Annotated in this window: 19 protein-coding genes; 17 read left to right on the top strand and 2 right to left on the bottom strand. The window is 43.6% G+C overall.

Features of this window, described 5'->3' with window-relative positions; all coding sequences use genetic code 11:
• Positions 1-57: 57 nt before the first annotated feature.
• Entirely contained in the window at positions 58-225 is a 168-nt protein-coding gene (locus ACTWP7_RS06105; RefSeq protein WP_223254276.1) for a hypothetical protein, read from the top strand.
• Between the two features lie 208 nt (positions 226-433).
• Here the strand turns inward: ACTWP7_RS06105 and ACTWP7_RS06100 are convergent, their stop codons facing one another.
• The gene (locus ACTWP7_RS06100; RefSeq protein ID WP_443122421.1) at positions 434-2,170 is read right to left on the bottom strand and encodes an Rqc2 family fibronectin-binding protein; all 1,737 of its coding nucleotides are present in this window, start codon (positions 2,168-2,170) and stop codon (positions 434-436) included.
• A 181-nt stretch (positions 2,171-2,351) separates the two neighbouring features.
• Between ACTWP7_RS06100 and ACTWP7_RS06095 the strand changes: the two genes are divergently transcribed.
• The 14 genes from ACTWP7_RS06095 (at position 2,352) to spoVM (ending at position 16,646) form a co-directional block, all read left to right on the top strand.
• Positions 2,352-3,233 (top strand): YicC/YloC family endoribonuclease, encoded by an 882-nt coding sequence (locus ACTWP7_RS06095; protein WP_443122420.1) that lies wholly within the window; start codon positions 2,352-2,354, stop codon positions 3,231-3,233.
• Between the two features lie 80 nt (positions 3,234-3,313).
• Positions 3,314-3,577, top strand: a complete 264-nt coding sequence (gene remA / locus ACTWP7_RS06090; protein ID WP_014643148.1) for an extracellular matrix/biofilm regulator RemA — start codon at positions 3,314-3,316, stop codon at positions 3,575-3,577.
• 13 nt (positions 3,578-3,590) lie between these two features.
• Positions 3,591-4,205, top strand: coding sequence for a guanylate kinase (gene gmk / locus ACTWP7_RS06085; RefSeq protein ID WP_014643149.1), 615 nt, complete (start codon positions 3,591-3,593; stop codon positions 4,203-4,205).
• A 3-nt stretch (positions 4,206-4,208) separates the two neighbouring features.
• Entirely contained in the window at positions 4,209-4,436 is a 228-nt protein-coding gene (gene rpoZ, locus ACTWP7_RS06080; RefSeq protein WP_014643150.1) for a DNA-directed RNA polymerase subunit omega, read from the top strand.
• Between the two features lie 100 nt (positions 4,437-4,536).
• Positions 4,537-5,742: a bifunctional phosphopantothenoylcysteine decarboxylase/phosphopantothenate--cysteine ligase CoaBC gene (gene coaBC, locus ACTWP7_RS06075; RefSeq protein ID WP_443122419.1), complete on the top strand. Its 1,206-nt coding sequence runs from the start codon at positions 4,537-4,539 to the stop codon at positions 5,740-5,742.
• Positions 5,739-8,150 (top strand): primosomal protein N', encoded by a 2,412-nt coding sequence (priA, locus tag ACTWP7_RS06070; RefSeq protein ID WP_443122418.1) that lies wholly within the window; start codon positions 5,739-5,741, stop codon positions 8,148-8,150. Before coaBC ends, priA begins: the two co-directional genes overlap by 4 nt.
• A gap of 17 nt (positions 8,151-8,167) precedes the next feature.
• The gene (gene fmt, locus ACTWP7_RS06065) at positions 8,168-9,115 is read left to right on the top strand and encodes a methionyl-tRNA formyltransferase (protein WP_443122417.1); all 948 of its coding nucleotides are present in this window, start codon (positions 8,168-8,170) and stop codon (positions 9,113-9,115) included.
• Positions 9,108-10,460, top strand: coding sequence for a 16S rRNA (cytosine(967)-C(5))-methyltransferase RsmB (gene rsmB, locus ACTWP7_RS06060; RefSeq protein ID WP_443122416.1), 1,353 nt, complete (start codon positions 9,108-9,110; stop codon positions 10,458-10,460). The genes fmt and rsmB overlap by 8 nt, the downstream gene beginning before the upstream one ends.
• 127 nt (positions 10,461-10,587) lie before the next feature.
• Positions 10,588-11,346, top strand: coding sequence for a Stp1/IreP family PP2C-type Ser/Thr phosphatase (locus ACTWP7_RS06055; protein ID WP_443122415.1), 759 nt, complete (start codon positions 10,588-10,590; stop codon positions 11,344-11,346).
• Positions 11,346-13,421: a Stk1 family PASTA domain-containing Ser/Thr kinase gene (gene pknB, locus ACTWP7_RS06050; RefSeq protein WP_443122414.1), complete on the top strand. Its 2,076-nt coding sequence runs from the start codon at positions 11,346-11,348 to the stop codon at positions 13,419-13,421. Before ACTWP7_RS06055 ends, pknB begins: the two co-directional genes overlap by 1 nt.
• Positions 13,422-13,433: 12 nt before the next feature.
• On the top strand, positions 13,434-14,315 hold the full coding sequence (gene rsgA / locus ACTWP7_RS06045) for a ribosome small subunit-dependent GTPase A (protein ID WP_443122413.1): 882 nt from the start codon (positions 13,434-13,436) through the stop codon (positions 14,313-14,315).
• A gap of 2 nt (positions 14,316-14,317) precedes the next feature.
• Positions 14,318-14,980, top strand: coding sequence for a ribulose-phosphate 3-epimerase (gene rpe, locus ACTWP7_RS06040; RefSeq protein ID WP_443122448.1), 663 nt, complete (start codon positions 14,318-14,320; stop codon positions 14,978-14,980).
• An 879-nt stretch (positions 14,981-15,859) separates the two neighbouring features.
• The gene (locus tag ACTWP7_RS06035; protein ID WP_443122412.1) at positions 15,860-16,522 is read left to right on the top strand and encodes a thiamine diphosphokinase; all 663 of its coding nucleotides are present in this window, start codon (positions 15,860-15,862) and stop codon (positions 16,520-16,522) included.
• 43 nt (positions 16,523-16,565) lie between these two features.
• Positions 16,566-16,646, top strand: a complete 81-nt coding sequence (spoVM, locus tag ACTWP7_RS06030; RefSeq protein WP_139205836.1) for a stage V sporulation protein SpoVM — start codon at positions 16,566-16,568, stop codon at positions 16,644-16,646.
• Between the two features lie 93 nt (positions 16,647-16,739).
• Here the strand turns inward: spoVM and rpmB are convergent, their stop codons facing one another.
• On the bottom strand, positions 16,740-16,928 hold the full coding sequence (rpmB, locus tag ACTWP7_RS06025) for a 50S ribosomal protein L28 (protein WP_014643160.1): 189 nt from the start codon (positions 16,926-16,928) through the stop codon (positions 16,740-16,742).
• Between the two features lie 244 nt (positions 16,929-17,172).
• Here rpmB and ACTWP7_RS06020 point away from each other — a divergent pair, with 244 nt between their 5' ends.
• Both ACTWP7_RS06020 and ACTWP7_RS06015 read left to right on the top strand, forming a co-directional pair.
• Entirely contained in the window at positions 17,173-17,535 is a 363-nt protein-coding gene (locus tag ACTWP7_RS06020) for an Asp23/Gls24 family envelope stress response protein (RefSeq protein ID WP_014643161.1), read from the top strand.
• Positions 17,536-17,565: 30 nt separating this feature from the next.
• Entirely contained in the window at positions 17,566-19,230 is a 1,665-nt protein-coding gene (locus ACTWP7_RS06015; protein WP_443122411.1) for a DAK2 domain-containing protein, read from the top strand.
• Positions 19,231-19,289: the final 59 nt, after the last annotated feature.

The following is a 19,289-nucleotide window of genomic DNA, read 5'->3' as shown; positions in this document are numbered from 1 at the left end:
TCCCTTGGGTTACTCACGTGCTTTGTCTATTTATATACGTGGGTGGCTTTTTCTTTCATGGAATCCATGTTTTCCTGGCAGCCGCTGTTGAGCCTGGCAGGTTCGATTACGCTGTTTATTCTATGGAACATGTATATGCTGAAGAGAGAAAGAAACCGATACTGGGCGCAGGCTATTTTTTCTTATGTTGGCTCCATTGTCATTTTTGCCTATTTTTTAACGTGAAAGAACAGTTTTCTGGTGACTTTGAAGTAGCAAGGACCATAAAATAATTCAGGGTGCCCGGGTTCAACTCGGGCACCCTGAATTATTATTTTGTCTCAGTTCAATATCATTGAGCCCATATCGGTGAGACAGGTTTTGTTTTATTCATGACTACGGATGCAGTAACGGCTCGCTTCCCCAGAGCTTTTATACATCCAGTTGAAGCTACTTAACCTTCTTTGCTTTTCTCTTTAGCTGCCCGCCTCAGTTCTCTAACGAAAGAGGCTTCGGGTGTAACGAAAAGCGTTTGTTGATGGTCATAGGTAACAAAGCCTGGTTTTGCGCCTGACGGCTTTTTCACATGCTTAATTTGAGTATAATCTACCGGAACAGAAGAAGACTGGCTTGATTTACTAAAGTTAGCTGCCAGTTGAGCTGCTTCAAGCAGAGTATCTTCGCTTGGATCCTCATTTCGAATCACTACGTGAGAGCCTGGGATATCCTTCGCATGCAGCCAAATATCGGATTTGTTAGCCATACGATTGGTTAAATATTCATTCTGCTTATTGTTTCTGCCGACATAGATCAGCGTACCATCACTCGATAAAAAGCTTTCCGGTGCCGGCTTCTGAGGTTTGTTCTTTTTCTTGCCGTGATAGGAAGGTTTCTTCTTCATATACCCTTGTTCTCTTAGTTCGTCCCTGATTTCTTCAATGTCCTGCTCACGGGCTGTTTCTACTTGTTGAATCAACCGTTCGAAATACTGAATTTCCTCTTTTGCCTTTTTAACTTCCTGCTGAACAACCTGCTTAGATTTTTTCAGTTTCTGATACGTTTGGAAATAGTTTTGAGCATTTTCACTTGGTGACTTATTTGGATTCAGTTCAATAGTAAGCTCTGACTGATCAGGATCATAGTAGTCTACGACTGTAACTTCAGCGTCTCCATTTTGCACCATATGCATGTGAGCGGTTAACAATTCGCCTAGACGCTGATATTCTTCCGCTGATTCTGATCGTTTTAACGTCTGTTCATGCTTTTTAATTTTCCGCTTATTTTTGTCCCGCTCATTTTTTAGGAAGCGATACAGGTCGCCTGCCTGCTGTTTTACTCGGTCTCTTTCTGCTTTCCCTGAATAATAGCCGTCCAGCATATCACTGACCGTGTCATAAGTTTCAACTTTTTCTGAAAAAGAGTGGAGGGGAAACACATAAAACTGTTCCCGTTCCGCTAAGTGAACGCGAGGCTCGTATTCATGGTTCAGGATACGCTCCCGAACATCCCCATAAGCATCGGCGTAAGCTTTTCGTCCACCAAGTCTTGCCTGGTGGGCAATTTCTTTTGTGATCATCGGGGAAAAGCCCATTACGGTTCTGAGGATTTGCTGATCGATTTTTCCAGCGTTAAAATCTAGCTTTCTTAACAAAGTATCAGGTTCTAGATCGACAGGGCTTATTTTCCCTTGCTCTGGCGGCAGTTTATAAGGCTGACCAGGCATGATGGTCCGGTGCCGGTTCTGAGATGGGGGTAGATGTTTAATGCTGTCGAGAATGTGTCCCTGCTCTTCATCAACTAACAGGATGTTCGAATGTTTGCCCATGACTTCGATAATTAAAGTCTTAAGTGTTTCATCGCCTACTTCGTTGCGAGTCCGTACCTGAAATTTCACAATCCGTTCCATGCTGACCTGTTCAATGCTTTCAATAAATCCTCCGACCAGATGCTTACGAAGAAGCATACAAAGCATCGGTGGTTCTTTAGGGTTATTATAATCGTCCTTTGTTAAATGGAAGCGTGCATAGCTCGGATGAGCAGATAATAATAAGGAATGATTTTTACGCTGTGCACGAACCGTAAATACAAGTTCTGTATCTGTAGGCTGATAGATTTTCATAATTCGTCCGGACTGGATCGTTTCCTCAAGTTCATGGGTGATCGCCCGGGTTACAATTCCGTCAAAAGACATTGTCTTCACCTCTCTAATGTTGACAGTATAGCATGTTTTGCCCGCCTCTACACCACCAAGGGCTGGGAATATCACTGCTTATGCGATTCTCTTATAAGTCAGACCTTAGGTCAATGATTCGCGTTCACACTCCCCCTTTTGGTAAAATAGGATTAAATAACGAACGTAAAGGTGATGGATCATGGTTAATAGTATGACAGGGTATGGGAAAAGCTCCACCGAAGTTGGAGAATCCAGGGTTTTAGTCGAAATACGCTCGGTCAATCATAGATATTTGGACATTTCCCCCAAAATGCCAAGAACCCTGCTTTTTTTAGAGGAAAAAATTAAAAAAGTCGTCAGGGATAAGATGGAGCGAGGTCGAATAGATCTGTTTATTTCCCTGGAGGGTCAGGGACTATTCGAAAAAAAAGTGTCTGTGGATTGGAATGTCCTTGATCAATACATAAACAGACTGCATGAAGTGAAGGATCGGTACGATTTGACGGGGGATATATCTATTGATATGGTATCCAAGTTAGACGATGTTTTCTTTACCGAGGATATGGAGGATGACACAAACGAACTCCAGCGATCACTTTTATCTACATTGGAACACGCTCTCGATCAGTTAATTATTATGCGGGAGAACGAAGGGGAAAGGCTTACAGAAGACCTCCAGGTCCGTGTATCAAGCGTCAGTGATCTGCTCGAAAAACTTGAATCCCGACGTCCGGTCGTTGTTAATGAATACAAGGACAGGATTCGTACTAGAATTCAAGATTACGTGAAAGAAGAAATTCAGCCGGATGATGCCCGTATTCTTCAGGAAGTTGGGCTGTTAGCTGAAAAAGGGGATGTCACGGAGGAATTTACAAGGCTGCGTTCTCATATCTTTCAATTTACCAAGACACTTGAACAGACAGGATCTGTTGGAAGGCGCCTTGATTTTATTGTTCAGGAGATGCACCGCGAGGTAAATACAATTGGATCGAAGTCCAATGATTCAAAAGTGACAGAGTGGGTTATAGAATTAAAGAGTGAAATAGAGAAAATGAAAGAACAAGTACAAAATGTTGAATAGTAATTGTGTTTATGACTAGTTTTTTCTTATAATAGAGGTAATGATTATTTTGTCCTGGTCAAAAGAAGGAGGAGTCAGCTTTGAGTCTAAGGTTAATCAATATCGGTTTTGGTAACGTAGTATCTGCCAACCGTATCATTTCTATCGTGTCACCGGAGTCTGCACCTATTAAACGTATTATTACGGTTGCGCGTGACAATAATAAATTAGTAGATGCTACATACGGTCGTCGTACACGCGCCGTTATCATTACTGACAGTGATCATGTAGTCCTGTCAGCTGTACAGCCGGAGACGGTAGGTCAGCGTGTAATCAGCAGCGACGAGATTTCCGACGAGAACTAGGAGGACTTTTGCAGTGATAGATGAGAAGGGAATACTATTTATACTTTCCGGCCCCTCGGGTGTAGGAAAAGGAACAGTACGAAAAGCACTGTTCGACCAATCTACCGACCTTCGTTATTCCATCTCTATGACGACCCGCAACCCCCGGGAAGGGGAAGTAGACGGGACTGATTATTTCTTTAAGTCAAGAGAGGAATTCGAAAAACTGATCAGTGAGGGTCAGCTGATTGAGCATGCCGAGTACGTAGGCAACTATTATGGAACGCCGCGTCAATACGTGGAAAAAACGTTGAACGAGGGCAAGGATGTTTTCTTAGAAATTGAAGTCCAGGGCGCACTTAAAGTCCGCGAGAACTTTCCGCAAGGCGTGTTCATATTTTTAATTCCACCTTCCCTGGAGGAATTAAAAGACAGAATTGTGAATCGTGGCACAGAAACGGAAGATAAAGTGAAGAACCGTTTGCATGCGGCTAAAGAAGAAATTGATATGATGGACGCCTACGACTATGTTGTCGTCAATGATGAAATTGACAATGCGGTTACGAAAGTACAATCCATTGTCGCAAGTGAACATTGCAAACGTGAGCGAGTAGCTCATCAGTATAAAAAAGCATTGGAGGATGAATAAATTATGATGTTAGAACCGTCCATTGATTCTTTACAGAAACAAATCAAATCCAAGTACACATTGGTAACCTTATCAGCAAGAAGAGCCCGTGAATTGAAGCAGGGCAGTGCTCCAATGGTAGATAAACCAACTTCCCATCAGCACGTGGGTGTGGCGTTGGAAGAAATTCGTGATGGTAAACTCGACTACACGTATTCCGACGAAATACAGTCTCGTACAGAAACCACATAAAGCTACGAGCTTCTTGAATAATTTGTAGAAAAAGCCGCGCTTCCTGGTTGTTATAGCGCGGCTTTTCCTATCCTTGACAGGAACGGAGGAGGACGGACCTATGTTAGAAGGGAAGAAGATCGTTTTAGGGGTATCTGGAGGAATTGCAGCGTATAAAGCAGCAGCCCTTACAAGTAAGCTGGCGCAGGCTGGAGCTGAAGTGAGAGTGATCATGACAGAGAGCGCTCATCATTTTGTAGGGCCAAACACCTTTCAGGCTCTATCCAGACGACCGGTTTACACCGACACATTTAAAGAAGTCGACCCGACTCAAATCCAGCACATTGATCTGGCAGACTGGGCAGACTTATTTTTACTTGCCCCTGCGACGGCGAACATTATTGGAAAATTAGCAGGAGGAATTGCTGACGATATGCTTTCAACTACTCTGCTTGCAACAGAAGCTCCTGTCTATATAGCACCCGCGATGAATGTGCATATGTACAGCCACCCTGCGGTAATTAAGAATCTCAAACAATTGGATGAATGGGGTTTTCGCTTTATAGAACCGGGTGAAGGTTACTTAGCATGCGGTTATGTAGGTAAAGGTCGTTTAGAAGAACCGGAAAGCATCGTACAGGTGTTGGAAAACGAGTTTAACAAAACAACGGTTCTCCAGGGAAAAAGAGTTCTCATTACAGCAGGACCTACACGTGAAAATATTGATCCTGTCCGCTATTTCACCAACCCTTCGACAGGTAGGATGGGATTTGCACTGGCCCGTCAGTCTTCGCTTATGGGAGCAGAGGTCACACTCATCACAGGTCCGGTCGATTTAGACACACCACCAGGCGTCAAAAGAATTAACATTATCACAGCTGAGGATATGTATCAGGCCGTATTAAAAGAATATCCCCAACAGGATATCGTGATTAAATCTGCAGCTGTGGCAGACTACAAGCCTAAGGTGACCTATGAGCATAAGATGAAAAAATCCTCAGGCGATTACGCTGTCGAAATGGAACGAACAAAGGACATCCTAAAAGAGCTTGGCAGTCAGAAAGAACATCAGTATTTAATCGGTTTTGCGGCGGAGACGAATGACCTTGAGGCATATGGCAGGCAGAAGCTTGAGAAAAAGAATCTCGATGCGATTGTGATCAATAACGTGGCTGAGGAAGGTTCTGGTTTCGGTCATGATACGAACGCTTCACTCATGTTATTCAGCACAGGGAAAGAAAACACATACCCCTTAATGTCCAAGGACGACCTGGCCCGTAAAATCCTTGAAGAGTCTGTTTATGATATGAAGGGTGAATCTTCGTGACCATTGCCAATGTGATTGTTGATGTCCCCTCACAAAATACGAACCGCCCTTTTGATTACGGAATTCCAGAAAAGTTCGAAGGAATTGTTCAGCCGGGGGTCAGGGTGATTATCCCTTTTGGTCCCCGGAAAATAATGGGGTATGTCGTATCTCTTTCTGAGGAGAGCGACTTTTCAAAAATTAAAAATATTATCGATGTCCTGGACGTGACACCAGTACTCACAGAGGAATTGCTCGATCTTGGAAAATGGCTCTCGCAAAAGACACTTAGTTACTATATTTCCTGTCTTCAGGTGATGCTTCCACAAGTGATGAAAGCAAAATATAGAAAAGAACTCTGGAAGCTTACAGATGAGTATCTTCAATCAGATTTAGATCCATTGTTTGATGGAAGAGCTGTCATTGACTATGAAGAATTTGAACAATCCAAACTCAGCTATAAATTGCTCAGGAAGCATATAGATGATGGGGAAGTGGATGTTCATTATGAAGTGAAAAGCAGGGAAACTAAAAAAGTCACCAGCATGCTGGAGCCCCAAATGGATACCATGCAGCTTGAAGAAGTGCTTGTGGACTTATCCAAACAAGCTAAAAAACAGCGGGCGATTGTCGAATATTTTATAGATCATAGAGAACCAATTCCGAAAAAACAACTGCTTCAGACCCTGGGAACGACTGCTGCCTCCGTTAAACCTTTGGTGAAACAGGGAGTACTTCAGGAATATGAGCAGGAAGTTTTCAGAGATCCTTATCAAAACCGAAATTTTGAAAGGACCGAGCCATTTCCTCTGACCGAGGAACAATCCAAGGCTATAGAACCAATTTTGTCATCCATAGAACAAAGGCAGCATGAAGTGTTTTTGCTTCATGGTGTAACTGGAAGTGGTAAGACAGAAGTCTACTTACAATCGATTCAGCAGGTCATAGACGATGGAAAAGAGGCGATCATGCTTGTACCTGAAATTGCCTTAACTCCCCAGATGGTAGAGCGATTTAAGGGACGGTTTGGATCAAAAGTAGCCGTGCTTCACAGTGCCCTTTCAGCAGGTGAAAAATATGATGAGTGGCGAAAGATTCAGCGCAAAGAAGTTCAGGTTGTAGTAGGTGCCCGATCAGCCATTTTTGCTCCCTTTTCAAATATTGGGATCATCATTATCGACGAAGAGCATGAAAACAGCTATAAGCAGGAAGACCGGACACGTTACCATGCAAGAGATGTGGCCATCGAGCGGGCCAACCGCCATGGATCTCCCGTTGTTCTGGGAAGTGCAACCCCGGCTCTTGAAAGTTATGCCCGCGCAGCCAAAGGTAATTATCATTTGCTAACGTTATCAAAGCGGATGAATAATGCCGTGATGCCAGAAGTAGAACTCGTGGATATGCGGGAGGAGCTTCATGAAGGCAATCGATCTATGTTCTCAAGAGTACTTAAAGAGAAAATCGAAGCGCGGCTGGCACGCAGGGAACAGGTCGTTTTGTTCCTTAATCGAAGGGGCTATTCCACCTTTGTCATGTGCCGGGACTGCGGACACGTAATGGAATGTCCGCACTGTGATATCGCGCTGACCTATCATAAAAATCAAAATCGCCTCAAGTGCCACTACTGCTCTCATGAAGAGCCTATGCCAACAGAATGCCCTGAATGTGAAAGTAAAACCATTCGTTATTTTGGCACCGGAACGCAAAAGGTAGAAGAAGTTCTTCAGCAGCTTATACCGGAAGCGGAAGTGATCAGGATGGACGTAGATACCACTAGAAGAAAAGGAGCTCATGAGAAACTCCTGCAGCAATTTGGAGATAAAAAAGCCGATATACTGCTTGGTACACAGATGATTGCCAAAGGATTGGATTTTGGCAATGTGACCCTGGTAGGAGTGCTGGCCGCAGATGCTCTGCTTAATCTACCTGATTTTCGTGCCTCTGAAAAAACCTTCCAGCTTATTACCCAGGTAAGTGGACGTGCCGGACGTCATGAGAAACCGGGGGAAGTCATTATTCAGACTTACACACCTGAGCATTACAGTGTGGAGCTCGCCAGTCAGTATGAATACGAGCAGTTTTTCCAAGAAGAAATGAAGCTAAGAAAAGCTTTTAATTATCCTCCTTATTACTTTCTGACTTTATTTACGGTTTCTCATCCCAACGAGCTGAAGGTTCAGGAAGTTACTCAAAAGATTGTGCAGTTTATGCGACAGAAGTTATCCGATCAGTCTATGGTGCTTGGACCAACCCCCTCCGCACTTACTCGGATCAATAATAGATATCGCTATCAATGCATGGTAAAATACAAGAAGGAACCAGAGCAGCGAAAGCTCGTGGAACGGATTTTGCACTACTATGAAGATGAAATGAAACAGGAAAATGGACTTCAGATCGTGGTCGATTTTCAACCGTACCAGTTGATGTAGGAAAGGAGACTTGTTTAATGACACGCATTGCATTTATGGGGACGCCTGATTTTGCTGTGCCGGTTTTAGACCGGCTGATGGAAGATCAATATAATGTAGTTCTCGCTGTAACTCAACCAGACAGACCAAAAGGCAGAAAGAAGGTCATGACCCCACCGCCTGTTAAAGTGGCAGCTGAAAAGCACGGCATTCCAGTTTTCCAGCCGGAAAAGATTAAGAATGAATATGAGGAAGTATTAAAATATGAGCCTGACCTTATCATTACCGCGGCTTTCGGACAGATCCTTACAGAAGATCTGCTTCAAGCGCCTGAATACGGCTGTATTAACGTTCATGCCTCGTTATTGCCTGAATTCCGCGGAGGCGCTCCGATTCATTACGCCATTCTTGAAGGGAAAAAAGAAACCGGTGTCACCATTATGTATATGGTGAAGAAGCTTGATGCAGGCGATATGCTGGCTAAAACGGTTGTTCCGATTGACGACGACGATCACGTGGGTACCCTGCATGATAAACTTTCCGTAGCCGGAGCTGATCTACTTATGCAGACACTTCCTTCTTTACTGGAAGGTTCTATCACACCACAACCGCAGGATCATTCTCTGGCCACTTTTGCCGGAAATATTAAAAGAGAACAAGAGCTTATTAATTGGCACAAGGATCAACAGGAAGTTTATAATCATGTCCGCGGTCTTCACCCTTGGCCGGTAGCTTATACCACATGGAATGGAAAGCCCCTGAAAGTATGGTGGGTTGAAAAGGTGAACGGTACTTTTAATCAGGAGCCCGGAACCGTTGTTGGATTTGCGGAGGACGGCTTCCTTGTTCAGACAGGTGATAGAAAAGCTGTTAAAGTTGTCGATCTGCAGCCTTCTGGTAAAAAACGAATGGACGGACGTGCCTTCATTAATGGAACCGGTCAATCACTTACAGAAGGCGAACGTCTGGGGGAGCAGGATGAGTAAATATGTATTGAGAGAAACGGCGCTTGATTTATTAACCCGGATTGGCGAGCAAGGCGGGTTCAGTCACGTGCTGTTAGATCGTGAAATTACAAAACAAGCCTTGTCTCGCCAGGACGGAGCTCTTCTTACTGAAATCGTGTATGGAACCCTGCAGCGCAGAGACTTAATTGACTATTATATTAAGCCTTTTACAGCTAAGCAGAAGAAAATTAAACCATGGGTACGATGGTTGTTGTACATGTCCGTCTATCAAATGGAGTTTCTCGAACGCGTTCCAGACCATGCCATTATTCATGAAGCCGTTGAAATTTCAAAGAGGCGCGGCCATAAAGGGATTTCTTCTTTTACAAACGGAGTGCTGAGAAGCGTTCAGCGTAAAGGCTTACGGAGCTTGGACGAAATTGAGGATCCAGTGGAACGCCTGTCGATTGAAACGAGTCACCCTAAATGGCTCGTCAAGCGCTGGATGGATCAATATGGCACGAGCATTACGGAAGATATGTGCCGCGCCAACATGCAGCATCTGCCTCTATCCGTTCGCGTGCAGCCGCTTAGAATTTCACGATTGGAAGCTATGGAGCAGTTAAGAGAAGATGGTTTCCAGGTGGAGGAAAGTCTGCTGTCTCCGCAAGGTATGGTTGTCAGTGAAGGGCAGCTGCTGAAGCATTCATTGTTTACCGAGGGTAAAGTAACGATTCAGGATCAAAGTTCTATGCTTGTCGCTGAGATGATGGATCTTGAAAAAGGAATGACAATTCTTGATGCCTGCAGTGCGCCAGGGGGGAAAACCACCCATATAGCTGAGAAAATGGAAGACGAGGGCGAAATTATTGCGTATGATTTACATGCTAAAAAGGCTAAACTGGTAAATAAGAAAGCTGAACAGCTGCAGTTAACGTCTATTCATGCAAGTCAAGCTGATTCTAGAAATCTTGCTGAATTGCATAAGGCAGCTTCATTTGATCGGATTTTACTTGATGCACCCTGTTCTGGACTAGGGGTTCTTAGGGGTAAACCGGATATTAAGTATCACAAACATCTTGAAGACGTATTTTCACTTAGGAAGATACAGGATGAATTATTGGATCGTGTTGCACCGCTTCTTAAGGAAGGTGGAAAACTAGTTTATAGTACATGCACAGTGGACCGCCACGAAAATGAAGAAGCTGTACAGCATTTTCTGAAACAGCACCCTGAATTTACGGTCGATCACGAATTCTTCAATGATCTTCCTGAGGTCACGAAAGGTTCAAAAGGTCAAAGCGAGTTTGGCCTTCAGATGTTTCCTCAGGATTTTGATACAGATGGATTCTTTTTGACGAGACTAGTCAAACAATCAAAATAATTGGAGGGGTCAATCATGGCCCCCTCCTTCCAATTTTTTGCTTTTCGTGCGCAAGGGTGCGGTAAGTATCGAAGGAAGTTTGCCGTTACGATTGTGCCGCAGAGCTTACCGAAAATGAGGTGAGTCCATGAATGGCTTTTATCTTACAGATCAAGGCAGGGTAAGAAATCATAATGAAGATGCCGGCGGCGTATTTAAGAATGACTCCGGTCAAATCTTAGCGGTAGTTGCCGACGGAATGGGAGGACACCGTGCAGGAGATGTAGCAAGTCAGAAAGCAGCTTCTCATCTACATAGCAAATGGCAGGATGCAGAGAAGCTTCATACCCCTGACGAATCTCAATCATGGCTGAAGTTTGCCATCAAGGCGGTAAATAACGAAATTATATCTTATGCCAATCAGAATGAGGACTGTCATGGTATGGGAACAACTGTAGTCGCGGCCATTTGTACAGAAGACTTTATAACGATTGCCCATATTGGAGATAGTCGCTGCTACTATGCTAATGCGTATGGTTTTAAACAGCTCACGGAAGATCATTCTCTCGTTAATGAACTTGTCCGAACTGGACAAATCACGGAAGAACAGGCTGAACACCACCCCCGTAAAAACGTACTTCTAAAAGCACTGGGGACGGAGTATGACATTAAAGTGGATACAAAAACACTTGAATTTGAGCCTGGAGACAGACTGCTCCTTTGCACCGATGGGCTCACGAACAAAGTAAGTGATGAAGAACTGTCTAAGCTCGCTTCTTTTGAAGGAGAATGGGCGGAGTTCTGTCAGGAGCTTGTGGATCTTGCTAATGATCGCGGGGGAGAAGACAACATAACGATTGCCGTTGTGCATTATGACAGCACAGATGAGAAAAGAGGTGCGGATTAATGCTTAACGACCGTCTCCTTAATGACCGTTACCAAATTCAGGATATGATAGGCGGCGGTGGAATGGCCAACGTCTATTTGGCGCACGATGTCATTTTAGACAGGGAAGTTGCGATTAAGATTCTTCGTTTAGAGCATGAAAACGATGAGGAATTTATTGCGCGATTTCATAGAGAGGCTCAGTCTACTACCAGTTTAGCTCATTCGAATATAGTCAATATCTATGATGTAGGAGAAGAAGAAGATATTTACTATATGGTCATGGAATACGTAGACGGCATGACGCTTAAGCAGTATATCCAAAAGCACAGTCCGATCGACGTAGCGGAAGCAGTCGATATCATGAGACAAATTACATCAGCCATTTCCCATGCCCATGATAATGAAATTATTCATCGTGATATAAAGCCTCAGAACATTTTGATTGATCATTACGGGCATGTAAAGGTAACCGATTTTGGGATTGCTATGGCTTTAAGCGCCACATCTCTGACCCAGACCAACTCTGTACTTGGATCGGTGCATTACCTATCACCTGAGCAGGCTCGCGGGGGGATGGCCACAAAAAAATCAGACGTGTATTCGCTAGGGATTGTATTTTTTGAACTATTAACCGGCAGGCTTCCTTTTTCGGGGGAATCGCCGGTATCAATAGCTCTAAAGCACCTTCAGCATGAGACGCCTTCGCTTCGAAGATGGATTAACAATCTGCCACAAAGTGTGGAAAATATTGTATTAAAAGCTACAGCTAAAGATCCTTTTCACCGTTATGAATCGGTCGTGGAGATGGAAGCGGATTTAGAAACCAGTCTGGAGCCCGACCGCGTAAATGAACCGGCGTTCGAAACACCTGATGAAGAGGAAGATGAGAAAACAAAAGCTATCCCTGTCATTACGGATGACACATACGGAGCCCAGGAAGAAGAGAATACAATCGTTCATAGCCAGAACAGTTCACCCCCTCCCGTACGTGAGCGCAAGCCATCTAAAGATGAGGCTGCTCAGTCACCGAGCCACAAAAAGAAAAAAGGGGCGCGATTCTGGCTGGTCCCCATATTAATCTTGTTACTTAGCGGAGTCGCTGCCCTGTTTCTAATTCCGGGTATTATTCAGCCTGCAAACGTAGAGATGGTGGATGTATCAGGAATGGAGTATGAAGAAGCTTATAGCCAGCTTAGGGAAATGAATCTGGAAGTGAAGAGGGAAACTGAATATTCCGACGAGGTTTCTGAAGGGATGGTTATTCATTCAGACCCAGAACCTGGTAAGATTATTAAGGAAGAGTCTGAAGTAGTTGTGTATGCAAGTATGGGGAAAGAGACGGCCGAGTTTAAAGATTATACGGGACAGAATTATGAAAAAGTGGAGCAGGAACTTAAAGATAAAGGATATGAGACCATCATTCCATTTAAAGAAAGCAGTCAACAGCCTGAAGGTGAGATTACAGCTCAACTTTCCCCACAGGCAGGAGAAGAAGTTATTCCGGATGAAACACGAGTGATTTTTCGGGTCAGCAGTGGACCTCCGAGAGTGAATCTTGGCGTGTTAGAAGGAATGACTGAGGAAGAGGCAACGAAATATCTGAATGAGCGAAACCTTAAAGTTGACGTATCTGAGAATTATTCAGACCAGGTTCCGCAAGGTGAAGTGATTTCTCAGAATCCAGAAGCCGCAACCCAGGTTAAAGAAGGATCTACGGTTTCCATTACGATTTCATTAGGACCTAAAGAAGAACCTCCGAGGACAGAAACCATTCAGATAGAGGTTCCCTTTACACCGGAAACAGAACAGGAATCAACGGAAGAGTCCAATGAGGGGTCTCAGGATCCGGAAAGTGGAACGGAGGAAGACCCCGGTGAAGAATCTGAACCGTCTGAAGGCACTCAAGCGACTGAACAAAAAGTACTGATTTATATTGAAGATATGGATCATAAACTATCCGATGTATTTAAAAAGGAAACCATTACAGAGGATACCGTGTTTGAAATTCCATTAACCATTCAACCAGGAACCGAAGCATCCTATAAAGTACAAAGAGGTGACGAGGTCATTGAAGAAGGAAGTGTTCCGTATTAAGAAGGTGAAAGAATGCCAGTAGGGAAAATTATTAAAGCGTTGAGCGGTTTTTATTATGTGCTTTACGAAGGACATATTTATCAATGCAGAGGCCGTGGAAACTTCAGGAAAAAGAAAGTGAGTCCGCTCGTAGGAGATACTGTAGAATTTAAAGCCGAAAAACAGGATGAAGGGTATATATTATCCATTGACAAGCGAAAGAATGAGTTTGTCAGACCGCCAATTGCTAATGTAGATCAGGCATTAATTGTAACATCCGCCGCCAATCCAGAGTTCAACGCTTTGCTATTGGATCGCTTTCTTGTGCTAGTGGAAGCAAAACGGATTGAACCTTTCGTTGTGATTTCCAAGATGGATCAGTTAGATGAAGGAAGAGCAAATGATATGAAAGTCTATCAACAGATGTATGAGTCGGTTGGTTATCCTGTTATCCTTTCTGCAGTGAACGATGCTGAATCCATGGAACAGATCAGGGCGCACCTGGCTGGCCGCACTACTGTCATTGCCGGTCAGTCAGGTGTTGGGAAATCCTCTCTTTTGAATACGATTGATCCAAGGCTCTCAATTGACACAGACGAAATTTCTAAAAGCCTGGGACGCGGGAAGCATACCACGAGACATGTGGAATTATATGAAATATCTGGTGGTCTTGTAGCTGATACACCTGGATTTAGTTCACTGGAATTCGGGGATTTGCAGCTGGAACAATTACCTGAGTGTTTTCCTGAGTTTGTCCAAGTACAGGATGACTGCAAGTTTCGTGGGTGTCTGCACAATAAAGAGCCGAAATGTGCAGTAAAGCACGGGGTAGAACAAGGGGATATTTCCAAGCAGCGTTACGAACATTATTTGCAATTTCTAGAAGAAATCCAAAATAGAAAGCCGAGGTATTAATGATGACAAAGATTGCTCCTTCCATTCTGGCTTCTGATTTTTCTAAATTGGGAGAAGAAATTAAAGATGTTGAACAAGGAGGCGCTGATTATATTCACGTGGACGTGATGGATGGTCATTTCGTACCTAATATTACGATTGGTCCTCTTATAGTAGATGCCATTCGTCCTGTGACCAGTCTGCCTCTTGATGTCCACTTAATGATTGAAAATCCTGATCAATATATTGAGGCTTTTGCAAAAGCCGGGGCGGATATTATTACGGTTCATCAGGAAGCCTGTCCACATTTACATCGGACCCTGCAGCTAATTAAAAGCTTTGGGGTTAAGGCCGGCGTGGTGATTAATCCAGCTACACCCGTTGAAATGATTAAGCCTGTACTCCAGGACGTGGACCTCGTGCTCCTTATGACGGTGAATCCTGGCTTCGGCGGGCAATCGTTTATTGAGTCTGTCGTTCCAAAAATTCAGCAGGTGGCTGATTGGCGTGAAGAGCAGTCGCTTTCCTTTGAGATAGAAATTGATGGCGGTGTAAAAGAGGAAACAGCTCCGATTTGTATTGAATCCGGGGCCGACGTACTTGTGGCCGGTAGTGCCATTTTTAAAGAAGAGGATCGCGGCCAAGCCATCGAAGCCATCCGTCATTCTGTAAAAGCTGAAAAATAATAAACTGAGCAGTTTTATGCGCCTGGAGGAGTGCCTGATGGCAGTTCCTTTAGGCTTTTTGTTTAGAAGGCTTTAATAACGTTTGGTTAATTTTTACAAAAGAATTATTGAGCTAAAGGGTCGTTTAGTTGAAGACTCAGTTTCGAGATAATTAGGGACCGTTATGATATTTGGAGAAGGGCTTGTGGGGAAATAGCTCGTCTTGCTCCATCACCCAGACACTCGAGTCATAAGCCGCTCATCAACGGATGGAAAAACCACAATCCTTTTGATGGTCGGCTTATGCTGGTCGTGTCTCTCGGGGTGATTCCACATTTGAACACTTTCCTACGGGGGAGCGGTGCGCTTCCTCGCTCGTTTCACTCCCTGCGGGATCTTACCTAGTTCCTTCTCCCATGGGAGTCTCGCCATTTCCCCACCAGCCCAACTGTATTAGGGCGAATGGGACCCTTCTACACGAGAGGTAATCCTTCTGGATCAGCCTTAAACCCTTATATATCAGGGGGTGTACGCTTGAATAAGCTAGATAACTTTTGCTCTCCAGTAAATTTTAGTAGGCATTTTTGGTTGATTTCTAGTTTCTTATTCGGCCAGGTCCGGAGGGGGACGATGAAGACTCCTGTGGGATGAACATGATCGGTAAGATCCCGGAAGTCGAAGCCTGAGGAAGCTTACCACAAGGGATGTTCGACTAAGATCGCCACGTCCTGTGGCAACGTCGAACGACCCTGCGTCGTGCAGGGCGGGAAAGCGAAATCTTCCCCCGGAGGACCTTCCGCTCCTCCAATGTCTCGAAACTGAGTCTTGAACAAACGGGAGCTTTACTTTAAAACCACTACAGAGGTTATAACAATTCATTAAGTAAGGAGGTTGGACTATTTGGCGAAATCTATAGCGATTGTAGGAGGCGGACCCAAAGCCTATATCCCTGACTTGAAATCATTTGACCAGGAAGAGCGTATTTGGATTGGAGCTGATCAGGGAGCCGAAGTTCTTCTTGAACATGATATATGTCCAGACGTATCAATTGGAGATTTTGACTCTGTGGATCAGGCCTCTTTGGATAAAATTAAAGAGAGATCCATCCAGTTTAAGCCATACCCGAATGAAAAAGATGAAACGGATCTTGAACTGGCCATCAATCAGGCACTTAATTGGAACCCGGAGCATATTCTATTATTCGGGGTGACGGGTGGAAGAATCGATCACTCAATGGCCAATTTGCAACTTCTTTATCCTTTATTAAAGAAAGGAGTACGCTGTACAATAAGGGACCATCAGAATCAAGTGGAATTAGCAGCTGAAGGTGAGCATACGCTTAAAGCGGATCATGAATTTCCTTATGTATCCTTTTTACCGTTGACCCTTGAAGTAACTGGTCTTACCCTTCAAGGTTTTTATTATCCTCTGCAAAACACCCATTTACCTTATGGTTCAACCCTATGTGTCTCTAATTGTCTGATTCATAATACAGGTACTTTTTCATTTCGTTCAGGCATACTATTAGTAATAAGAAGTAAAGACTTGACTAATAGAGGCTGAAACAAGCATTCTGCATTAGCTTGATATAGGAGGAGGGAGCTCTTTGAGATTTTATACGATCAAACTCCCAAGGTTTCTCGGGGGCCTGGTACGCGCAGTCATAACTACTTTTAAAAAAGATTAACAAAAAAAGCACCCCGGAAGGGTGCTTTTTTTGGTCGAAGAACCTCTTCGACACGGAGCGCAAGTAAATCTTACGCTGATAGGAAGCCTTGAATTATACGCGGGTAAGTTTACCTGACTTCAATTCACGTGCTGTTACATAAACTTTCTTCGGCTTGCCATCTACAAGAATACGTACTTTTTGCAGGTTAGCTTTAAACTTACGTTTATTAGCGTTCATTGCGTGTGAACGGTGATTTCCGGTGTTTGTTCCTTTACCGGATATTACACTTTTACGTGCCATATGATAATCCCTCCTGTTACATACATAAATCTTCAGATACTTAATTAATGTATCATACCCACTTCTTGTTTGCAATATAGTGAAAAGAATTATATCAAGAATTTTCTCTTGACAGATACTTTCATTTGTTTCAAAGTATAATAGGAATATCAGATACAATTTTTGAAAAGTGAACGTCTAATCATTTGCCTTCCTTGTGTTATAATATAGGCATGAAGTTGATGAGTTTAAAAGGAGGATTCATATGTCTGTTGATCTCACGAATCAGTATGGTCATATTACGATCAGCAACGATGTCATTTCTACAATCGCAGGAGGGGCAGCCGTGGAATGCTACGGAATTGTAGGCATGGCGTCCAAGAATCAAATCCGAGACGGATTATCGGAAATGCTTCGCAAAGAAAACTTTTCCAGAGGCGTAGTGGTTAGACAAATCGATGAGCGCCTTCATATAGATATGTTTATCATTGTAAGCTATGGAACAAAAATTTCCGAAGTTGCTCATAACGTTCAATCACAAGTAAAATATACATTAAATAAAACGGTAGGCTTATCCGTGGACTCTGTGAATATCTACATTCAAGGTGTTCGCGTGACGAGTGAATAGGTTTCGTTGTAGTCAAAGGAGGAAGCAAGCGTGACGTTACAAAATATAGACGGCAAAACATTAGCCGAAATGATCTTACAAGGAGCTCATAATTTACAAAAGAACTCCCAAATGATCGATGCGTTAAATGTATTTCCTGTCCCGGATGGCGACACAGGGACGAATATGAATTTATCTATGACTTCAGGGGCAGAAGAAGTGAAAAACGTGGATGAAAATCATGCCGGGGCAGTTTCGAAAGCTTTCGCTAAGGGACTTTTAATGGGAGCTCGCGGCAATTCAGGTGTTATTCTTTCTCAAATTTTTCGAGGCTTCTCCAAAGCTATTGAAGAAAAGGAAGTCTTAACCACCAAGGATTTAGCAGAGGCTTTTGAAGGTGGAGTAACCACGGCCTATAAAGCAGTGATGAAGCCTGTCGAAGGTACGATTCTTACTGTAGCCAGAGAATCAGCTGAAGCTGCTGCTAACCTGGCTGAAGAAGAAGAAGAGATTATTTCTTTTATTGAAGGTGTAGTAAGTGCAGCGCGTGAATCATTAAAAGGAACGCCGGAACTGCTCCCTGTATTGAAGGAAGTCGGTGTAGTTGATAGCGGCGGGCAAGGTCTTTTGACTATTTACGAAGGATTTCTTGCTAACTTAAGAGGAGAAGAACTCCCTGAATTGGACCAAACTGTATCAATGGATGAAATGGTTAGTGCAGAACACCATAAGCTGGCACAGGATTTCATGAACACAGAAGACATTGAATTCGGCTATTGCACAGAGTTCATGGTGAAATTCGAAGAAAAGAAGCTGGAAGAAAATCCTTTTGACGAAGAAGAATTTCGTCAGGCATTAAGTGAAATGGGAGATTCGCTGCTCGTAGTCTCTGATGAAGATTTAATTAAAGTGCACGTTCACGTGGAGTACCCCGGAGAAGCCATGAATCTCGGTCAGCAGTTCGGCAGCTTGATCAATATGAAGATCGAAAACATGCGCGAACAACATACCTCCATTGTCGGCGATAAAAAAGAGGTTCAAAAGCCCAAAGAAAAAGCTGAATACGGGATAGTGACAGTTTCCATGGGAGATGGAATCAAGCGGTTGTTTGAAAGTCTTGGCGCAAGCGTTGTCATTCAGGGTGGACAGACGATGAATCCGAGCACCCAGGACATTTCTGAAGCCATCAAACAGGCGCACGCAAAGCAGATTCTTATTCTTCCAAATAACAAAAATATTGTTATGGCAGCCCAACAGGCTGCAGATATGGCTGAAGAAGAAGTAGCTGTGATCGCTACAAAAACGATCCCTCAGGGTATGAGTGCTCTACTAGGGTTTAACCCTGAAGCGAATCTTGATACGAACAAAGATGAAATGACCAGTCTTATGGGAGAAGTAAAGACTGGCCAGATTACGTATGCCGTCAGAGACACCCAGATTGAAGGCTTATCTATTGAGAAAGGTCACTTTATGGGAATAGCCGATGGCAAAATATCTGCGACTGATAAAGACAAATTTACGACAGCGAAGTCACTTCTTAACCAAATGATTGATGAAGATGAAGATGAAATCCTCACCATCATCTCCGGTGAAGAAGTGGATGAAAAAGAGGTAGCTGAATTGGAAGCCTACGTAGAAGAGACGTTCGAAGATCTTGAAGTAGAGATTCACAAAGGCGGACAACCGATTTATGCTTATATCTTTGCAGTTGAATAAGAAATAAAGAAGCGATATTTTATAGCTTGACTAAAAGAGGAACCTGAAAAGGCTCCTCT

This window comes from Halobacillus sp. B29, from assembly GCF_052246755.1.
Lineage (GTDB): Bacteria > Bacillota > Bacilli > Bacillales > Halobacillaceae > Halobacillus > Halobacillus halophilus.
This window is presented reverse-complemented; position numbering and strand designations above follow the sequence as displayed.

Bases quoted from the DNA above. Each gene is read 5' to 3' on its own strand.
- ACTWP7_RS06105 (WP_223254276.1), top strand. From the start codon at position 58: ATGGAATCCATGTTTTCCTGGCAGCCGCTGTTGAGCCTGGCAGGTTCG.
- ACTWP7_RS06100 (WP_443122421.1), bottom strand. From the start codon at position 2,170: ATGTCTTTTGACGGAATTGTAACCCGGGCGATCACCCATGAACTTGAG.
- ACTWP7_RS06095 (WP_443122420.1), top strand. From the start codon at position 2,352: ATGGTTAATAGTATGACAGGGTATGGGAAAAGCTCCACCGAAGTTGGA.
- rpoZ (WP_014643150.1), top strand. From the start codon at position 4,209: ATGATGTTAGAACCGTCCATTGATTCTTTACAGAAACAAATCAAATCC.
- coaBC (WP_443122419.1), top strand. From the start codon at position 4,537: ATGTTAGAAGGGAAGAAGATCGTTTTAGGGGTATCTGGAGGAATTGCA.
- fmt (WP_443122417.1), top strand. From the start codon at position 8,168: ATGACACGCATTGCATTTATGGGGACGCCTGATTTTGCTGTGCCGGTT.
- rsmB (WP_443122416.1), top strand. From the start codon at position 9,108: ATGAGTAAATATGTATTGAGAGAAACGGCGCTTGATTTATTAACCCGG.
- ACTWP7_RS06055 (WP_443122415.1), top strand. From the start codon at position 10,588: ATGAATGGCTTTTATCTTACAGATCAAGGCAGGGTAAGAAATCATAAT.
- pknB (WP_443122414.1), top strand. From the start codon at position 11,346: ATGCTTAACGACCGTCTCCTTAATGACCGTTACCAAATTCAGGATATG.
- rsgA (WP_443122413.1), top strand. From the start codon at position 13,434: ATGCCAGTAGGGAAAATTATTAAAGCGTTGAGCGGTTTTTATTATGTG.
- rpe (WP_443122448.1), top strand. From the start codon at position 14,318: ATGACAAAGATTGCTCCTTCCATTCTGGCTTCTGATTTTTCTAAATTG.
- rpmB (WP_014643160.1), bottom strand. From the start codon at position 16,928: ATGGCACGTAAAAGTGTAATATCCGGTAAAGGAACAAACACCGGAAAT.
- ACTWP7_RS06020 (WP_014643161.1), top strand. From the start codon at position 17,173: ATGTCTGTTGATCTCACGAATCAGTATGGTCATATTACGATCAGCAAC.